Genomic DNA, 17,107 nt, shown 5'->3' with positions numbered 1-17,107 from the left:
TCCGTTCAAGGCATCTTCATAGCGTTCAACGGCCTTTTTCCACGTGAAGGAATACTTATTGGCATCAGCTTCTACCTTAGTCCCGTCAATGAAGAGAGCCTCATCTTCAATCAACCCATTCTCTCTGAGGAGGAGGGTGAAGTAGATGAAGGTAGTTTTGATGAGCTGATTGGCGTGTGTGCTAGCCCGAAAACTATTGATGGTCCGATAACAGACATAGGTATCCTGACTCAGCCATTTCATAGGAATGACTTCTTCATTCATTTGAACGATTTTCCGACCAGAGAATACCTGACGAGCATAGGCGAACAGGGTCATTTTGAGCAACATGGCTGGATGAAAGGCTGGACGACCTGTGTGGGAAGTTTCTCCTAATAGAACGGATTGAGGAATGGTATCCACAAACTGACTAATCAGACGAGCCTCATGCGTTGCAGGTAAATCCCAAGCAATATTTAATTCCAAACTTAACTGATTTGTGTTATACTGTTTATACATTTTCATGCCTTTCTAGTTGTTTTGTGGTTATTATAATTATAAAGCATGAAATGGAAAACGAGCAACTCCTAATTGGAATTGCTCGTTTTTTTTATGTATGAGCAGCTAGTTTTTGCCCAGCCTCCATAAGGTTATCAAGTTGGTAGCTTTGTGGAAAGGAGAGAAGACTATGGCAACAATAGACAAAAGAAGATTCTTGTTACTCTGCTTTGGCTTTGTTTTGTTGCTATTGACGTTAACAAGAAATGCTATTGGCGCGGACGAAGCATATTCGATTCGTTTGCAAGGACAAGTATCAGATATTCGCTTTCATTATTGGAAAATGCCTTCCAAGGATTGGACAAGCTCGTCAAATGATTTGGAGAGATTGAATCAATTAAGTGAGGAAGAACTTCAACATGTCAGTGAATTTGAAGGAATGACTAGCCCTACAAATGAGAGTGGAGAGGTTTATATTACTGGACTGCCTACGGGTATTTACTATATTCGAGAATTTAGTAGTAGGACCGAAAAGTATGCTCCGGTTATTGTAGACTTATCTGCTGAGACAAAATTGGTAACGGTACGCTTAAAGACAGTTGGACCTTTAGGTAGTATTGAACTGATTAAGTACGGTTATGATTCTCAAGCTGATACTTCACCAGAGTTTTTATCCTCTGTAACATTTCAAATATTTAGAAAGGGTGATAGTCGTCCATTAAGATTTGATGCTTCTAACCATCTTACGACAGACATGTCTTTTAGTCCTCAATTGATGACAAATTCAGAAGGTCGTATCCTCGTTTCAGGGCTTACACCGGGAAGTTATTACTTCAAAGAAATTCAAGCCTTGCCTGGATACATTTTATCCTCAGAATCTGTGGAAGTTGAGGTAAAAGGATCTGAACTCGTTCAAGTTGTCGCAAAAAACTACCGTATTCCACCACCAAACCAGCCAGGAAAACCACGTGGATTTCTGCCAAATACAGGAGAAAAGTCTATGGCTATAGCTGGTTTTCTACTCATTTGCCTTGGTTTATATTGTTTCTTAGTCAAAAAGAAAAAATGTAATCATAAATGAATGGAGGTGTCTAGATGCGTAAAGATAGGAAAAATTCTAGAAAATCTCAATCTAATCTTGCGTTTCTCTTCATTTTCTTCATTGGTTTTTTACTCTTGGCCTATCCAATTTTAGGTCAGGTTATGACATTTTTTCAAGCACAGGAACAAATTGAAACTTATGAAAAAGAGGTTTCAAAATTGGAACCGGAGGAAATAAGCAAGAGATTGGAGCTGGCACAAGCCTACAATGCTTCTTTGATTAGCTTATCAAATGAGGGGGCATTACAAGATCCCTTTACGAAAGAAGAAAAAGAGGCTGGTCGTGCAGAATACGCTAGGATGTTAGAGATTCATGAACAAATTGGATACATTGAAATTCCTAGGATACAACAAGAATTGCCAATTTATGCTGGTACAGCAGAGGTTGTGTTACAAAAAGGTATTGGACATTTGGAAGGAACATCGTTGCCAGTTGGTGGTGAAAATCGTCATACGGTCTTAACCGGTCATAGAGGTCTTCCAAATGCTCGTTTGTTCACAGATTTAGACAAGGTCAAGGTGGATGATATTGTTTTACTTCAAGTGTTAGATAAAACATTTGCCTACCAAGTTGATCAAATCCTAACTGTCGAACCAACCGATATTTCTCACATATCCATTATTCCAGAGGGGGATTATCTAACATTAATAACCTGTACACCGTATATGGTGAACACACATCGCCTTCTTGTTCGTGGAGTTCGTGTTCCATTTGAAGAAAAAGAAATTCAGAAAAAAATTTCAGAACAGCAAGAGTCTAGTTTACATCCGCTTTTCTATCTCAGTTTCGTCATTATTCCAGTCCTACTAATCCTTTTTTGGATACTTGGTTCAAGAAGAAAGAAGAGGGTGAAAGATGAGAAGGAATGACAGAAAAAAACAAGGCAAGAAAGAAATGATTTTCATTATTGCTTTGTTTATTACTGGGCTAATCATTGCTGTTTATCCCTTAACTGCACAAGTTTTTCAGTTTTATATTTCTCAGCAAAAAATAGAAACCTTTGAAAAGGAGAGAGAGCATGTTGAGTATGAGGATATTCAAAGGCGAATCTATCTTGCTGAAATATATAATGAAACCTTGATCAGTTTGGGACAAACAGGTCTGGTTGATCCATTTTCAGAATTGGAGAAAGAGGCGCGTGCAGAATATGCACGAATGTTAAAACTAGAGGAGATGATTGGGCATATTAGTATCCCTAAAATCGATACTAAAATTCCTATCTACGCTGGTACAAGTGAATCCATTCTTCAAAGAGGAGCGGGCCACTTAGAAGGGTCCTCCTTGCCTGTTGGTGGATCTTCAACGCATGCAGTTATTACTGCTCATCGAGGATTGCCACAAGCAAGATTATTTACTGATTTAGATAAGCTCAAGGAAGGAGATATGTTTTATGTAACCAATATTCGCGATACTCTTGCCTATCAAGTTGAACGGATTCAAGTGATTGAGCCTCATCAAGTTGAAACGCTACATATTCAAGAGAATCGGGATATTGTCACTCTATTGACTTGCACTCCCTATATGATAAATAGCCATCGATTATTAGTGACCGGCCATCGAGTAGAATACATACAAGAAGTAGCCGAAGAACAGGCTATCCAGGGTCGAAATGATACACGTTTTGTGCTCATTCTATCGGTGTGTGGAATCCTGGTTGTCATTGGAATCGCTTTGTGGCATTTTTCATATTATTTCAAACATGACCGAAGAAGGAGGTAAAGTAGAATATTAGTATTATTCGAAAGGAGGGAGAAAACTGTGGTTAAAAATAAAAAATGGATGAATCGGCATCTTATCATGCTCTTTATCTTAATTTTTACTCAGCTCTTTTCATCACTGCTTGGTGTTTTAAGCGCCAGAGCAAATAGTCCTAATACTGAAGTCCAACATGTAAAGATTTTTAGTAGAAATCAAGAACTAACAGCAGATGATGCCCATCCAATCGAAATGTTTCAAGATGATGAGGAAGTTTTTACATTAGATCGAACTGGAATCGATGAACAAATCATGGAAATGACCTTGCCACAAGATCTGGATTTTGATGTTCAAAAGACATTAGAACACAATCAGATTAGGCTAAATCAAGGCCATTTTGAAGGTAGTTTACAAGTTCCAGCAGATCAGTTGGTTCAAGAATTGTTAGAACCTGATGGAGTAACTAGAAAACTTCGATTCCATTTTCATCGCTTTCAACAGCAGATTGAATTTGTCCTAAGACCAAATGTTGCTGGATTGTATGAACTGTCAGCCAGATGGTCAGATTCAAAACCAATGGAAATTGAACAAGCGAATATGGAGGAAGTTAGTAAGACTGGTTCAGCAAAAGTCCTAGTCAAAGAAAAAATTCTGGAGGAAACGATACCTTCTGAGGACAATCAATCTCAGGAATCGGACTCGACACATTCAGAAGGACAATCTCCGACCGAATCAAGTGGAGAGAGTTCTCCAGAGACTAGCGAAGATACAACTGTTCAAGAAGAATCAGCCAATCCTGATGAAACAAACTCATTAACCGAAACAAGTCCAGAAAGTGCAGAGAATTCGGAAACCTCCACCCCATCCGTTCAAGAAGAACCCTCCGAAACCAGTGAATCGAGTACTAGTCAAGAAGAGTCTGCAAGTCAAACAAGTGAACCTTCCACTTCTGAAAGTTCAGAGACAAGCAGTGCTGACGAGAGCTCAGAAAAACATTCGGAGTCTACGAAAACTGAAAGTGGTAGTGAAGAAAGTGCGGATTCAGAAACACAAAACAAGCAAGACATTACAGAAGAAAAAGAAAAATTAAATACAGAAACGAAAGAAGCAACAGAAACTGTTGAAAAGTCAGAAGATGGTAAGACCAGTTTTCGCTCAGCAGCAACCGTCCGAAATGCTGATATTGGCAATGGTCCAATTGAAGCTTACTTTGAAAAATCTTCTGCAACTATATTGTCCGGAGAATCTGGACGCTACAAGATATACTTTAAAGTCTCAGGAGCCTTAGTTGACAAGGTAAGGAATGTTCGTGTTCAAGTGCAACTTCCTACGGAAAGAGAGTATTATTCATTACCTAATGACTTATCTCGAATGGCTATAAAAGGTGTAATACCTGTCTATGATAGTCAGTCCAATACCTTAAATTGGGATTTCCCAGAACTACTAACCGGTCAAACATATGAAACAATCCTGCAAGTAGATTCCAAAAATGGGATTATCCCAAATAATCATAACATGACTTCGGCATTGACCATTTCGACGGAAGGGAATCAAGTTTATAGTAGCGGTCCAGTATCCATACAGGTTAAATCGAACAAACCTGCGATATCAGTAACCAAGACATTACTCGGAAAAAATGGAGAGTCCGGCAGCGTCATCAATCGTGGTGATGAAATATGGTGGAATGTGAAGGTTGCGGTTACCTTGAGAGACACGGGAGGTCAATACCTAAAACCAAATAGCAGTTTGACCATTCGTGATGATAATCCTAGTGGACTGACCTTTATTGGTCAACAATCCTTTACAGTGACAATTCCTTCGCTTGAGGTCCAAAAACAGAATGCTGAACAATTTAACGGTGTCATTTATCAACATGAAGTTATCTTTCGGACAAATGCTCCAAATAGAGATGGGGATTTTCATAACACGGCTACAGCAACAGCCACATCACTTTTTGATGAAACGATTAGCCAACAATCTAATCGTGCAAGTGGTAGTATTAGTACTGGAAATAATCCCTTGGCCACTCCAAGAGGTGAATGGGCATATACGGTCAATCTAGGTCCACAAGATGCAAGTGGAAATATGCCGTTCGGCACAGGATCTGTTCAACAGGCTAACCCAAATCCAACGGTCCCAAATAGTCCAGATACTCGACTGGGGTTTTCAATGAACTATAATCCAACTCCCTTACTGGCTAGGAATTACTACGATTCCTTATCTACAGGATATTTGGGGCCAGTTCGTAATCATGTTGGTAGATTAATATTTAATATTTCAATAGATATCGGCTGGGACCAGGGGACGCATCCTCGTCGTGTCAGACAAGTTACTTTAAAAGATACAAGTAGGGGAACCAGTAAAACCTATTATTTTGATAATAATGGCAACAGTACAGATGGTTCAGGCTTGCGAATAGACTATGGTGCCAGTCAGCATTTTGGAACTGCGAAATTAATGGTACCAAGTAATTTTTTCAATACAAATAAATGGAACGGTACAAGAACGCGACATTCAGACTTTGAAGTTCCTTTAACAAATTATGACGGTCAAAACCTGTCTGTTGCCCATGAAGGAATTGGTCCTGATTGGAATGTAGGTTGGAGTCATGACTCGGGTTGGGGAGATTACAATCCGACGAAAAATGATTATCATTTTGTTGGCTTGAAGCGTGAAATTGACCCCAATTTAGAGTTGGAAGAATTGAGGATTTCAGTAGGTTCCTTCTTTGCTTTTGGTAGAGTAAACTATCAATTGCATGGCGGGAAGATTGCAAATGGTACATCAGAAAATTACCCAACTATAACAGTTGAATTACGAACAAACAAGGGGACAAAAACGAAAGTAATCTATCCAGGTGAATATCCTGTAACCCAAGGTGGTCCATTTAATCCATATGGCAGTAGCTATACCATTCATTACCCCTATATCACGCTATGGCGTGAGGATCTAGGTTTAGCACCAGATGAGCATGTTCAATCTTACAATGTAGTTTACGGAAATCGCAATCGTTCAGAAATTTTGAACTCGGGATTTGCTGCTCATATTGAAGATTTTTATAGAATTAATCCAAATTTAAAAAATACTTCTGCAGTTCGTGTTATGAATAAATCAGAGACTTTTGGTGAACTTGCTCTGATAAATTTAAATGGAACTGGAGCCCGTGTTCAACCATTTGTCAGACGTGCAATTGGAGCTGCAGACGATAATGGTCTTATCAATACAGAACTTGGTCCACGTACAGCAGTCATTGCACCAAGAGATAATACGCCAGCACTAGCCAAAATTTCTGTCGAGTTTTTACAGAGACAAGGGAATATTATACAACGGGGCACAACGAATAGAATGAAAGTTCAATTGCAAAATTTGAATTCTTCTACTAAGCCACTAAATTCTCCGTTAGTAGCGACCGTATTATTGCCTAAAGGTGTAACCATCAATACTGCAAATCCAAACTGGAGCTATCAAGAGTCTAGGGGAGCAGTTAAGTCAATTATTGATAATTATAATAATACAGGTCGCCAATTGGTCATTTACCAATGGGATGGTGATGGAAATGGTCGATTGAACCCTGGCAAACATATGATTTATGAAGTCAATGTTAATGTTTCTGAAAATACAGAAGAAAATATTGTCGTTGAGGCATATGGCTCTTCAAGTACAGAGTTGACAGCTGAAAGTAACAACCAACTCATTACGGATAGCCAGGATATAAACCGAAATGGTAATACTACCGAAAAATTAGTATTTGCAAGTGCTACTTATAACTACATTGCTTTAGATAATATGATTATCACAAAAGCTGTAAAGGGAAATCGGGACCAAGATTTCTCAAAAATGGGTCATTCAGACCTTGGTAGTGAGATAGATTATAAGCTACATATTCGAAATGAAAGTGGTTCAACTTTAAGGAAATTTGTACTGATTGATGTATTACCGTCGGTCGGTGATAGGACTGTTTTAAGTGGACGGATGAGAGAGTCGAAATTTACCCCAACACTAGCGGGGCCTATTTCCTTGCCACAGGAGTGGATTGGAAAAGTTGATGTCTTTTATAGCACATCGAAAAATCCTAGGAGAGATGATGTCATTGACAGTGCTATTTACCCTAACGAATCACTGAAACCGACAAATCCACTTGGAGCTGAAGATCCAAATTGGCATATGGAAGATGCTGTTGTTGATTGGGCCAAGATCCATAGCTTTAAGCTGGTTTTGAAAGATGGCATGACGATTCCATCTGATCAGGACATCTATTATAAAATGAACGCTCCGCAGCAAATAGATGATACCAGTCTGTTGAATCCAACCCCTGAACAGGAAGCTGGAAAAGCAGCCTGGAACTCTTTTGCAGCAACAGCCAACAATCTGTTACCGGTTGAACCTGAACGCGTCGGTGTCGTCCTGTATACATGGTCCACATCCCTTCGGATTACCAAGCAAAACTTGGCTGATGAAGTGATATCGGGTGTTGAATTTACTCTGTTCAAGAAAGCAGAAGACGGCAGTCTTTCTGAAGTTTCTAAGATGGAGACGGACAGTGCAGGGACGCTTAGATTTACTGGGTTGGCTATTCCGACAACAGATAAAGACTATTATGTACTTAAAGAAACCCGATCTGCTCCAGGTTACACTAGCTTAGAAAAGGACATCGAGTTTAGCCTCAATGTCAATGGTCAAATTGAACTGATTACTTCCTATCAAGTCAATGGACTTCCGGTGGCAGAGTTACTGGCAGATGGACTGTGGGAGTATGCGCACTTGAAAATCCGTAATAAAAATTGGACCAATCTTCGGCTTGTAAAAACCAATGAAGATGGTAGTAAACGGCTCAATCAAGCAGTTTTTGAATTGAAATCAATTGCGGACAATCAAGTTTACAGACTTGAAACAGCTGCTCAAGATGGTGAGGAAGGTGTAGCTTATCTAGATTACATCTCATTACCAACAGCAGGTCAAGTGAAAGAGTTTGAATTGAAAGAATTGACTGCTCCAGCAGGTTATCATCCATATCTACAAACCATTTATCTGACTCTTGACGATAAAGGCGTGTGGACTATGCGAAACCAGGGAGATTCTGACATTAGTCTGGACATGTTTACGACGAATGCTGAACGGACTGATTCACAGTCACAGGTTCATCCAGTTGGAGAACAGATTGCACAGATTACTGTAAAAAATCATCCATCATTTGAAATTAAAATTGTGAAAATTGATGGAGCTGATTCAAATGTACTCTTGTCAGATGTCCAGTTTAAGATTGCAGCGACGGAAGAAGATGCAAAAGCTGGACGATTTATCCGAAGAACCGCTCAATCGCAACTCTTGTTGCCAGGTCAAAGTGGTTATGATGAAGCAGAAGACTACCTCATCACAACTGACCAGACAGGTCGAGCAAGTTTCCAAGGATTAAATAGAAATCATAATTATTGGATAGTTGAAACAAAGGCTAAGATGGGATATCGCATACTTGCAGTTCCTATTGAAGTTCAAGTTCCAACTGATTCAGAAGAACAACTAGAGATTACAGTTGAAAATCATAAGATACCAGAATTACCACATGTTGGTGGAATTGGTATTTTACCTAATCTATTCATTGGAGTATGTATGATTGTAGCATCATTTGTACTGGCCGGAAGAAGAAAGAGAATTGGTTATAACGTACAGAAATGAACTAGGTCATCACATAAAGGTGAAGAATAATAAACAGTACTATTATTTCTACATCCGCATGTGAAGGGTAATTTTCACAGTATTCATTTGCAAACGAGGCTGGGTAAAAAGTCCTGCCACACTTCTCAGAGTTCGTGTCAACATCTCAGCGCAGTGGTTGATTGGCAGATTTGTTCGTGTTTCCCACTCCAAATCTGACCTAATCAACTGTGCGGGGGTGGGAAGACGAACTCTTTTTTGACCAGTCGAGTTCTTTCCCACTCCCGTTTTAGGTATTTTGGCTATAGGAATCATTGATTAATTATTTTAAATTTTATAAGTAGCGACGAAATTCTAGACTATTTTCAAGATTTATTATATTATAATAATATAGATTAAAAATATTGGTGTATTTAAAATCTGGGTACACCTACTAAAAAAATTAGGAGGAAATTTAAAGTGGACAAACAATTCAAAGCAATGGTCGTTGACCAAGTGGATGGAGAAATTGTATTTGAACCGAAATTGATTGGGGTGGATGATTTACATGATGGTGAAGTTATCATCAAAGTAGCCTACAGTTCTGTCAATTATAAAGACATGCTTGCCGTACAGAAAAATGCAGGCGTGATTCGAACCTATCCAATGATACCTGGTATCGATTTGGCTGGTACTGTTATCTCGTCTTCAACGGATCAATTTGCTCAAGGTCAAGAAGTGCTCGTAACTGGTTATGAAATGGGGATGTCACATACGGGTGGTTTTTCAGAATATGCTCGAATTCCAAAAGAATGGGTCGTTCCATTACCGGAGGGACTTTCAATGAAAGATGCCATGATCATTGGGACGGCAGGATTAACAGCAGGTCTTTCTGTTCTAGCTCTGGAAAATGCGGGAATGTCTGTTGCCAAACAACCTTCGATTTTAGTAACTGGTGCAAGTGGTGGTGTTGGAAGTGTTGCCCTTGCAATCTTAAAAGCAAAAGGATTTGAAAATCTGATTGCCCTGACTCGCAAAGATACTCAAGATGAATTGGTTACAAAGCTTGGTGCAAGCAAAATTATCAAACCTGAACAGGTATTTTTGAAAGAAAATCCTCTCTTGCTCAAAGGAGTCTATCAGTATGTTTTGGACACAGTTGGAGGAGATGTGGTTTCACACTTGATTCCACAAATCGATTATGATGGTGCAGTGACCCTGTGTGGCAATGCGGCTGGAATTAAGATGACAACCAACGTCCTGCCATTTATTCTTCGTGGTGTGCAAGCCTTGGGTATTGATTCAGTTCAGATTAGTCATGAGAAGCGCAGCATGGTATGGGAAAAATTTGCGACGGAATGGAAAGTGGTGGATCAGCTAGAATACCAAGAAATAGCCCTAGAAGAGTTGCCTGAAACGATTACACTGTTAAAAGAAGGTCGTCATCTCGGTCGCACTATTGTCAAAATTGGCTAATTGATTGGGAGAAGTTGTTTTTGCATCAGAAAATTCAGCAATAATAGCTTTTTTGAACATCTATTAGTAAATTTTATGAAAAAATGTGATTTTCTGAGCAAAAATTTTGTAATCGGTATCATTTTTAGTGTATAATAGACTTTGTAAAAAAATATATTTCGAAAGTGAGAATTTCTCTTATGGCTAAAATCGTTGTTGTCGGTGCTAACCACGCAGGTACTGCCGCAATCAAAACTATGTTGACAAATTACGGTCAAGAAAACGAAATCGTTGTATTTGACCAAAACTCAAACATCTCATTCTTGGGTTGTGGTATGGCTTTGTGGATTGGTGAGCAAATTGCTGGTCCAGAAGGACTTTTCTACTCTGATAAAGAACAATTGGAAAGCATGGGCGCTAAAGTCTACATGGAGTCACCTGTTACAGCTATCGACTATGAAGCAAAAACAGTTACTGCACTTGTAAACGGTCAAGAACATGTTGAAGCTTATGACAAACTTCTCTTTGCGACAGGTTCACAACCAATCTTGCCACCAATCAAAGGTGCTGCAATCAAAGAAGGTTCTCTTGAATTTGAAGCAACTCTTGAAAACTTGCAATTCGTTAAATTGTACCAAAACTCAGCGGATGTTATTGAAAAATTGAAAAACAAAGACATCAACCGCGTAGCAGTTGTTGGTGCTGGTTACATCGGTGTTGAGCTTGCAGAAGCATTCCAACGTAAAGGTAAAGAAGTTATCCTTATCGACGTTGTGGACACATGTTTGGCTGGTTACTATGACCGCGACTTGTCAGACCTTATGGCTAAAAACATGGAAGACAACGGTATCAAACTTGCCTTCGGTGAAACTGTTCAAGAAGTTGCTGGTGACGGCAAAGTTAAGAAAATCATCACTGACAAGAACGAATACGATGTTGACATGGTTATCTTGGCTGTTGGTTTCCGTCCAAACACTGCATTTGCAGGTGAAGGAATCGAGCGCTTCCGCAACGGTGCCTTCCTTGTAAACAAACGCCAAGAAACTTCAATCCCAGGCGTTTACGCTATCGGTGACTGTGCAACAATCTACGACAACGCTACTGGCGACACAAGCTACATCGCTTTGGCTTCAAACGCAGTACGTACTGGTATCGTAGCAGCTCACAACATCTGTGGTACTGACCTTGAAGGTATCGGTGTACAAGGTTCTAACGGTATCTCTATCTACGGTCTTAACCTTGTATCAACTGGTTTGACTCTTGAAAAAGCGAAACGTCTTGGTTTTAACGCTGCTGTCACTGAAGTAACTGACAACCAAAAACCAGAATTCATGGAGCATGGTAACTTCCCAGTTACAATCAAGATTGTTTACGATAAAGATTCACGTCGTATCCTTGGTGCGCAAATGGCTGCTCGTGAAGATATCTCATTGGGTATCCACCTCTTCTCATTGGCAATCCAAGAAGGCGTAACAATCGAAAAATTGGCATTGACAGACTTGTTCTTCTTGCCACACTTCAACAAACCATACAACTACATCACAGTAGCTGCTTTGGGTGCTGAATAATCTATTGAATACAAAAGCTCAGAGATGACTCTGGGCTTTTTTGCATGTCATCTATCACATTGCAACTGCCTATCAAGAGTTTTTTTGGTATAATGGAGAGAATGATTTTTTAGAGAGAGTATGAGAATATGAACCCATTATTAAACGGAATGAATGACAGGCAAGCAGAGGCGGTACAGACGACAGAAGGACCGCTTTTGATTATGGCAGGGGCTGGTTCAGGTAAGACGCGTGTCCTGACCCACCGCATCGCTTATTTGATTGATGAAAAAATGGTCAATCCTTGGAATATTTTAGCCATTACCTTTACCAATAAAGCAGCGCGTGAGATGAAGGAGCGGGCATACGCCCTAAATTCTGCTACGCAAGACTGTTTGATAGCCACCTTCCACTCCATGTGTGTACGGATTTTACGTCGTGATGCTGACCATATCGGCTACAACCGTAACTTCACCATCGTGGACCCAGGTGAGCAACGCAGTCTCATGAAACGGATTTTGAAAAATCTAAATCTAGACCCTAAAAAATGGAGCGAGCGTTCTATCCTGGGAACCATTTCTAACGCCAAAAACGACTTGATTGATGACAAGGCATTTGAAGCTCAGGCAGGCGACCTCTACACGCAGATTGTCGCAAAATGCTACACGGCTTATCAAAAGGAACTCAGACAGTCAGAGGCCGTTGACTTTGATGATTTGATCATGTTGACGCTCCGCCTTTTTGACCAAAATCCAGAGGTCCTGACCTATTACCAGCAGAAATTTCAGTACATCCATGTCGATGAGTATCAGGACACCAACCATGCCCAGTACCAATTGGTCAAGCTCCTGGCATCACGTTTCAAGAATATCTGCGTGGTCGGTGATGCGGACCAGTCTATCTACGGTTGGCGTGGTGCAGATATGCAAAATATCCTGGACTTTGAAAAGGATTATCCAGAGAGTAAGGTCGTGCTCTTGGAGGAAAACTATCGTTCGACCAAGACCGTCTTGCAGGCGGCTAATGAAGTCATCGAAAACAACCGCAATCGCCGTCCCAAAAAACTCTGGACCCAGAATGCCCAAGGGGATTTGATTACCTACTATCGGGCTAGAGATGAGAATGACGAAGCTATCTATGTTGCAGGACAGATTGACCAGTTAAACAGAGAAGGCAAGGCCTATAAGGATTTTGCGGTTCTTTATCGAACCAATGCCCAGTCCCGTACCATTGAGGAAGCCCTGCTCAAATCCAATATTCCTTATACCATGGTCGGTGGTACCAAGTTCTACAGCCGTAAGGAAATTCGAGATGTGATTTCTTATTTGAATATCATCGCAAATCCGTCGGATAATATCTCCTATGAACGCATTGTCAATGAGCCAAAACGTGGCGTTGGCCCTGGTACGGTTGATAAGATACGCGATTTTGCCAACACACATGGTATGTCCCTGCTGGAAGCTTCGCAGGATATTATGTTATCGCCAATTAAAGGGAAGGCAGCGCAGGCAGTCTTTGACTTAGCCAATCTCCTCTATAATCTTCGTAATCAATTAGACAATTTGACGGTAACCCAAGTAGTTGAGGCAGTATTGAACCAAACAGGCTACATCGATGCCCTTGCAGCGCAAAATACGCTGGAAGCCAATGCCCGCATAGAAAACATCCAGGAATTCCTGTCTGTTACAAAAAACTTTGATGAAAAGGATGCTGAGGAAGAAGAGACAGGTCTGGATCGGTTGACACGCTTCCTGCTTGATTTGGCACTGATTGCGGATACAGATGATGGTGACACCGAATCTTCAGAAGTAACCCTCATGACTCTCCATGCGGCCAAGGGTCTGGAATTTCCTGTTGTTTTCTTGATTGGTATGGAGGAAAATGTCTTCCCACTCAGCCGTGCAGCAGAAGAAGAGGACGAATTGGAAGAAGAACGCCGTCTGGCCTATGTTGGTATCACACGGGCAGAGCAGACCCTCTACCTGACCAATGCCAACTCCCGTCTGCTCTTTGGTCGCAGTAATTATAACCAGCCAAGTCGCTTTATCCGTGAAATTTCCAGTGACCTCCTTGACTACCAGGGTCTCGCTCGTCCGGCCAATACTAGCTTTAAGGCTTCTTATGTCAATGGCAGAGCGACACAGTTTGGACAAGGCATGAGTTTACAACAAGCCATGCAAAGTCGAAAAGCATCCGTACAACCATCGGCCAAGCTCGGAGGCAGTATGCCCTTCGCATCAAATAACAAATCGTCTGGCTCAGGCACCAACTGGTCAGTTGGTGACATAGCAGTCCACAAGAAATGGGGACGCGGGACTGTCCTTGAAGTATCAGGTTCAGGCAGCAATCAAGAACTGAAAATCAATTTCCCAGAAATGGGCCTCAAAAAAGTCTTGGCAAGCTTAGCACCTATCAGCAAGGAAGATTAAGCAATATTTTATGAAAACAGGTTTAAGATACAGCGTTCTACAAATGAGGTAATAAATGGAAAAATTTTGTCAATCATGTGCCATGCCCTTGAATTTGCATGGGCAAGATGTCCGAGGAACAGAGAAAGATGGTAGTAAATCAGAACGCTATTGTTCTTATTGTTATGCTGATGGAGCATTCTTAGAACCAGATATAACATTTGAACAAATGCTGGCCAAAGGAAAAAATGCAATTTCAAACGGTCAGGGAAATGCCTTTGTTAAATTTCTTATGAAAGCAAGTTATCCCCTGATGTTGAAGAAAACACAACGATGGGCTAAATAGTAAGTTAAACCATTACATCATCCTTTCGTAATTGCTGGTTTCATAAATATATTTGTGAAGCTTCAAAAATGCTAAATATCAAGTTAAATAAATGGGGTATAATTGGGTAAAGTTGAATCAATTTTGTTCAATTTGGATTCATTAACGACTTCTTACTTCAATTTTGTGATGCAATTTAAAGTTTGACATAGTTGAAGTTAATATGTGTTCAAGAAAAGGCGATTTCTTAATGTAGAACTCGCTTTTTTTAATTTTTGCTGTCAACTTTTGCTATAATAGATTAAGTAGAAAGGATGACGAACGATGAAAGTAGTCCTGATAAAAGCAGATACATTTTACAAACTTACCGTTTCATATCTTGTGCCATCGACTGTCAACCAAGTTTGGGAATTGTTAGCGACGGATAGTGGCTTTGCCAGATGGTTTCCACAGTTGAAGCTAGATAACAATAAGTTAATTTTTGAAATGGAAAATTTCCGTGAAACCATGGATTTATTGGTTTATCAACCACACGAAGAGATTGCATTCAACTGGGATACAGCCAGTGTTTCATTTAGCTTGACTCGACATGAGCAAGGTGCGCAGATTTTCTTTGTGGAAGAAATACCAGTCAACTTTGGAAATGAATTTGCGGATGCAAAAAAAGATATGACCGGCTGGCTGGTGCAGAATGAATGTATCAAAAACCTATTAGAAGGTCAGGACCGGCCTGCACGTCAACCATTGCAGGAAAAATGGTCGGCTTTTTTAGAAAAGGAATTATAGCTTTAGAAAATGAGGTGGACAAAATGAAGAGATGGTGGGCTCAAATGCGAGAAGAATATTATGAGACACGTTTCAATTCAAGCGAGGATTGGCTAGAGTGGTTCATAAAAAGAAAAATGACTTGGGGTTGGCGTTGGCCGATTGTCGTGACCTTTTGTGTCCTGTATCGATTGTTTTGGCTCGAACCAAGAAATTTTTTCCGTTTTTTCTATTTTCTATGTATTTTAAGTTTTTTATTTATTTTTTATAAGCTGATTCGCTATATTGTCAGGAAGAAGTAGGAACTGTCGCCAACTTTAGTAAATTTGATTGAAGAAGGATGAATGAAAGGAATGACCATGCAACAAATTACATGTCCCCATTGCTCTACCGTTTTTACGGTTAATGAAACAGAATACAGTCAACTCTTGGCTCAGGTACGTGGTGCGGAGTTTGATAAGGATATCCATGAACGTTTGGAGCGGGAACGGGAATTATTGTCCCAAAGGGCAGAAAATGATTTACAGGCCAAACTGGGTGATAAGGACAAGGAAATCCTAGAATTGACTGCACGCTTGGACAAGCTAGCTAGTCAAACGGAGCTGGAAATCAGCTCTGCCATTTCCCAAAAGGACCAAGAAATTCTTGAACTGACGGCAAAGTTGGACAAGTTGTCTAGTCAGACGGAGCTGGAAGTCAGCTCTGCTATTTCCAAAAAAGACCAAGAAATCCAAGAGCTTAAGGCTCAGTTGGGGCAAATCGGTTTGGCTAAGGACTTGGAGTTGCAGCAGGCGGTGGCTCAGGTGGAAAAAGAGCGAGACGCAGCTCAAAATGCTTTGGCCATGCAGGAACAGAAGCAGGAGTTGGCCTTGGCGACCACTCGTCAGGAGTACGAGGTGCGGCTCAAGGCGGCGGATGAGCAGGTGGAGTTTTACAAGAACTTCAAGGCCCAGCAGTCTACCAAGGCAATCGGTGAGAGTTTGGAACTTTACGCCGAGGCGGAGTTCAACAAGGTGCGGCAGTTAGCCTTTCCAAATGCCTACTTTGAGAAGGACAATCAGGTGTCGGCGCGGGGCTCCAAGGGTGACTACATCTATCGGGAGCTGGACGAGAATGGGGTGGAAATCCTCTCCATTATGTTTGAGATGAAGAACGAGGCGGACGATACGGTCAAGAAGCACAAGAACGAGGACTTTTTCAAGGAGTTGGACAAGGACCGGCGGGAGAAGGACTGTGAGTATGCGGTTTTGGTGACCATGTTGGAGGCGGACAACGACTACTACAATACGGGCATCGTGGACGTCAGCCACAAGTACGAGAAGATGTACGTGGTCCGTCCCCAGTTCTTTATTCAGCTGATTGGGCTTTTGAGAAATGCTGCGCTGAACAGCTTGAAATACAAGCAGGAGTTGGCTTTGGTCAGAGAACAGCATATCGATATTACCCATTTTGAAGAAGATTTGGCTACTTTCAAGACAGCCTTTGCCAAGAACTACCAGTCAGCCAGCAACAATTTCCAGAAGGCTATTGATGAAATTGACAAGGCAATCAAGCGTATGGAGGCTGTCAAGGCAGCCCTGACCACTAGTGAAAACCAGCTTCGCCTAGCCAATAATAAACTAGACGATGTCTCCGTCAAAAAACTAACCCGTAATAACCCTACGATGAAGGCGAAGTTTGAGGCGTTAAAGGAGTAAAAGCT

Annotated in this window: 11 protein-coding genes; 10 read left to right on the top strand and 1 reads right to left on the bottom strand. The window is 40.9% G+C overall.

Annotated features, from left to right (window positions below; genetic code table 11):
* On the bottom strand, positions 1-498 hold a 498-nt coding region (locus tag C1E99_RS04955), incomplete at its 3' end, for a transposase (protein WP_161951152.1).
* A gap of 169 nt (positions 499-667) precedes the next feature.
* On the opposite strand from C1E99_RS04955, the gene C1E99_RS04950 reads away from it, so the two are divergent.
* The 10 genes from C1E99_RS04950 to C1E99_RS04895 all read left to right on the top strand — a co-directional run bounded on the left by C1E99_RS04950 (position 668) and on the right by C1E99_RS04895 (position 17,102).
* Positions 668-1,558, top strand: a complete 891-nt coding sequence (locus C1E99_RS04950) for a SpaA isopeptide-forming pilin-related protein (protein ID WP_105206780.1) — start codon at positions 668-670, stop codon at positions 1,556-1,558.
* Between the two features lie 14 nt (positions 1,559-1,572).
* Complete coding sequence (locus C1E99_RS04945; protein ID WP_105206779.1) at positions 1,573-2,448, top strand: class C sortase; 876 nt, start codon at positions 1,573-1,575, stop codon at positions 2,446-2,448.
* Entirely contained in the window at positions 2,435-3,298 is an 864-nt protein-coding gene (locus tag C1E99_RS04940) for a class C sortase (protein WP_202863390.1), read from the top strand. The genes C1E99_RS04945 and C1E99_RS04940 overlap by 14 nt, the downstream gene beginning before the upstream one ends.
* Positions 3,299-3,337: 39 nt before the next feature.
* Positions 3,338-8,947: a SpaA isopeptide-forming pilin-related protein gene (locus C1E99_RS04935; RefSeq protein WP_105206778.1), complete on the top strand. Its 5,610-nt coding sequence runs from the start codon at positions 3,338-3,340 to the stop codon at positions 8,945-8,947.
* Positions 8,948-9,406: 459 nt separating this feature from the next.
* Complete coding sequence (locus C1E99_RS04925) at positions 9,407-10,381, top strand: YhdH/YhfP family quinone oxidoreductase (protein ID WP_105206782.1); 975 nt, start codon at positions 9,407-9,409, stop codon at positions 10,379-10,381.
* A gap of 179 nt (positions 10,382-10,560) precedes the next feature.
* Entirely contained in the window at positions 10,561-11,928 is a 1,368-nt protein-coding gene (gene nox, locus C1E99_RS04920; RefSeq protein WP_105206776.1) for a H2O-forming NADH oxidase, read from the top strand.
* A 128-nt stretch (positions 11,929-12,056) separates the two neighbouring features.
* Complete coding sequence (gene pcrA, locus C1E99_RS04915) at positions 12,057-14,336, top strand: DNA helicase PcrA (protein ID WP_105206775.1); 2,280 nt, start codon at positions 12,057-12,059, stop codon at positions 14,334-14,336.
* Positions 14,337-14,391: 55 nt separating this feature from the next.
* Positions 14,392-14,661: a zinc ribbon domain-containing protein gene (locus C1E99_RS04910; protein WP_105206774.1), complete on the top strand. Its 270-nt coding sequence runs from the start codon at positions 14,392-14,394 to the stop codon at positions 14,659-14,661.
* Positions 14,662-14,964: 303 nt separating this feature from the next.
* Positions 14,965-15,426, top strand: a complete 462-nt coding sequence (locus tag C1E99_RS04905) for an ATPase (protein WP_105206773.1) — start codon at positions 14,965-14,967, stop codon at positions 15,424-15,426.
* A 338-nt stretch (positions 15,427-15,764) separates the two neighbouring features.
* Positions 15,765-17,102, top strand: a complete 1,338-nt coding sequence (locus tag C1E99_RS04895) for a DUF2130 domain-containing protein (RefSeq protein WP_105206781.1) — start codon at positions 15,765-15,767, stop codon at positions 17,100-17,102.
* Positions 17,103-17,107 lie beyond the last annotated feature (5 nt).

Source organism: Streptococcus suis (assembly GCF_002964045.1).
GTDB lineage: Bacteria > Bacillota > Bacilli > Lactobacillales > Streptococcaceae > Streptococcus > Streptococcus suis_U.
Note: the sequence above shows the minus strand (reverse complement) of the source record. Positions and strands in the feature narration are given on the sequence as shown.

Bases quoted from the DNA above. Each gene is read 5' to 3' on its own strand.
- C1E99_RS04950 (WP_105206780.1), top strand. From the start codon at position 668: ATGGCAACAATAGACAAAAGAAGATTCTTGTTACTCTGCTTTGGCTTT.
- C1E99_RS04945 (WP_105206779.1), top strand. From the start codon at position 1,573: ATGCGTAAAGATAGGAAAAATTCTAGAAAATCTCAATCTAATCTTGCG.
- C1E99_RS04940 (WP_202863390.1), top strand. From the start codon at position 2,435: ATGAGAAGGAATGACAGAAAAAAACAAGGCAAGAAAGAAATGATTTTC.
- C1E99_RS04925 (WP_105206782.1), top strand. From the start codon at position 9,407: ATGGTCGTTGACCAAGTGGATGGAGAAATTGTATTTGAACCGAAATTG.
- nox (WP_105206776.1), top strand. From the start codon at position 10,561: ATGGCTAAAATCGTTGTTGTCGGTGCTAACCACGCAGGTACTGCCGCA.
- pcrA (WP_105206775.1), top strand. From the start codon at position 12,057: ATGAACCCATTATTAAACGGAATGAATGACAGGCAAGCAGAGGCGGTA.
- C1E99_RS04910 (WP_105206774.1), top strand. From the start codon at position 14,392: ATGGAAAAATTTTGTCAATCATGTGCCATGCCCTTGAATTTGCATGGG.
- C1E99_RS04905 (WP_105206773.1), top strand. From the start codon at position 14,965: ATGAAAGTAGTCCTGATAAAAGCAGATACATTTTACAAACTTACCGTT.
- C1E99_RS04895 (WP_105206781.1), top strand. From the start codon at position 15,765: ATGCAACAAATTACATGTCCCCATTGCTCTACCGTTTTTACGGTTAAT.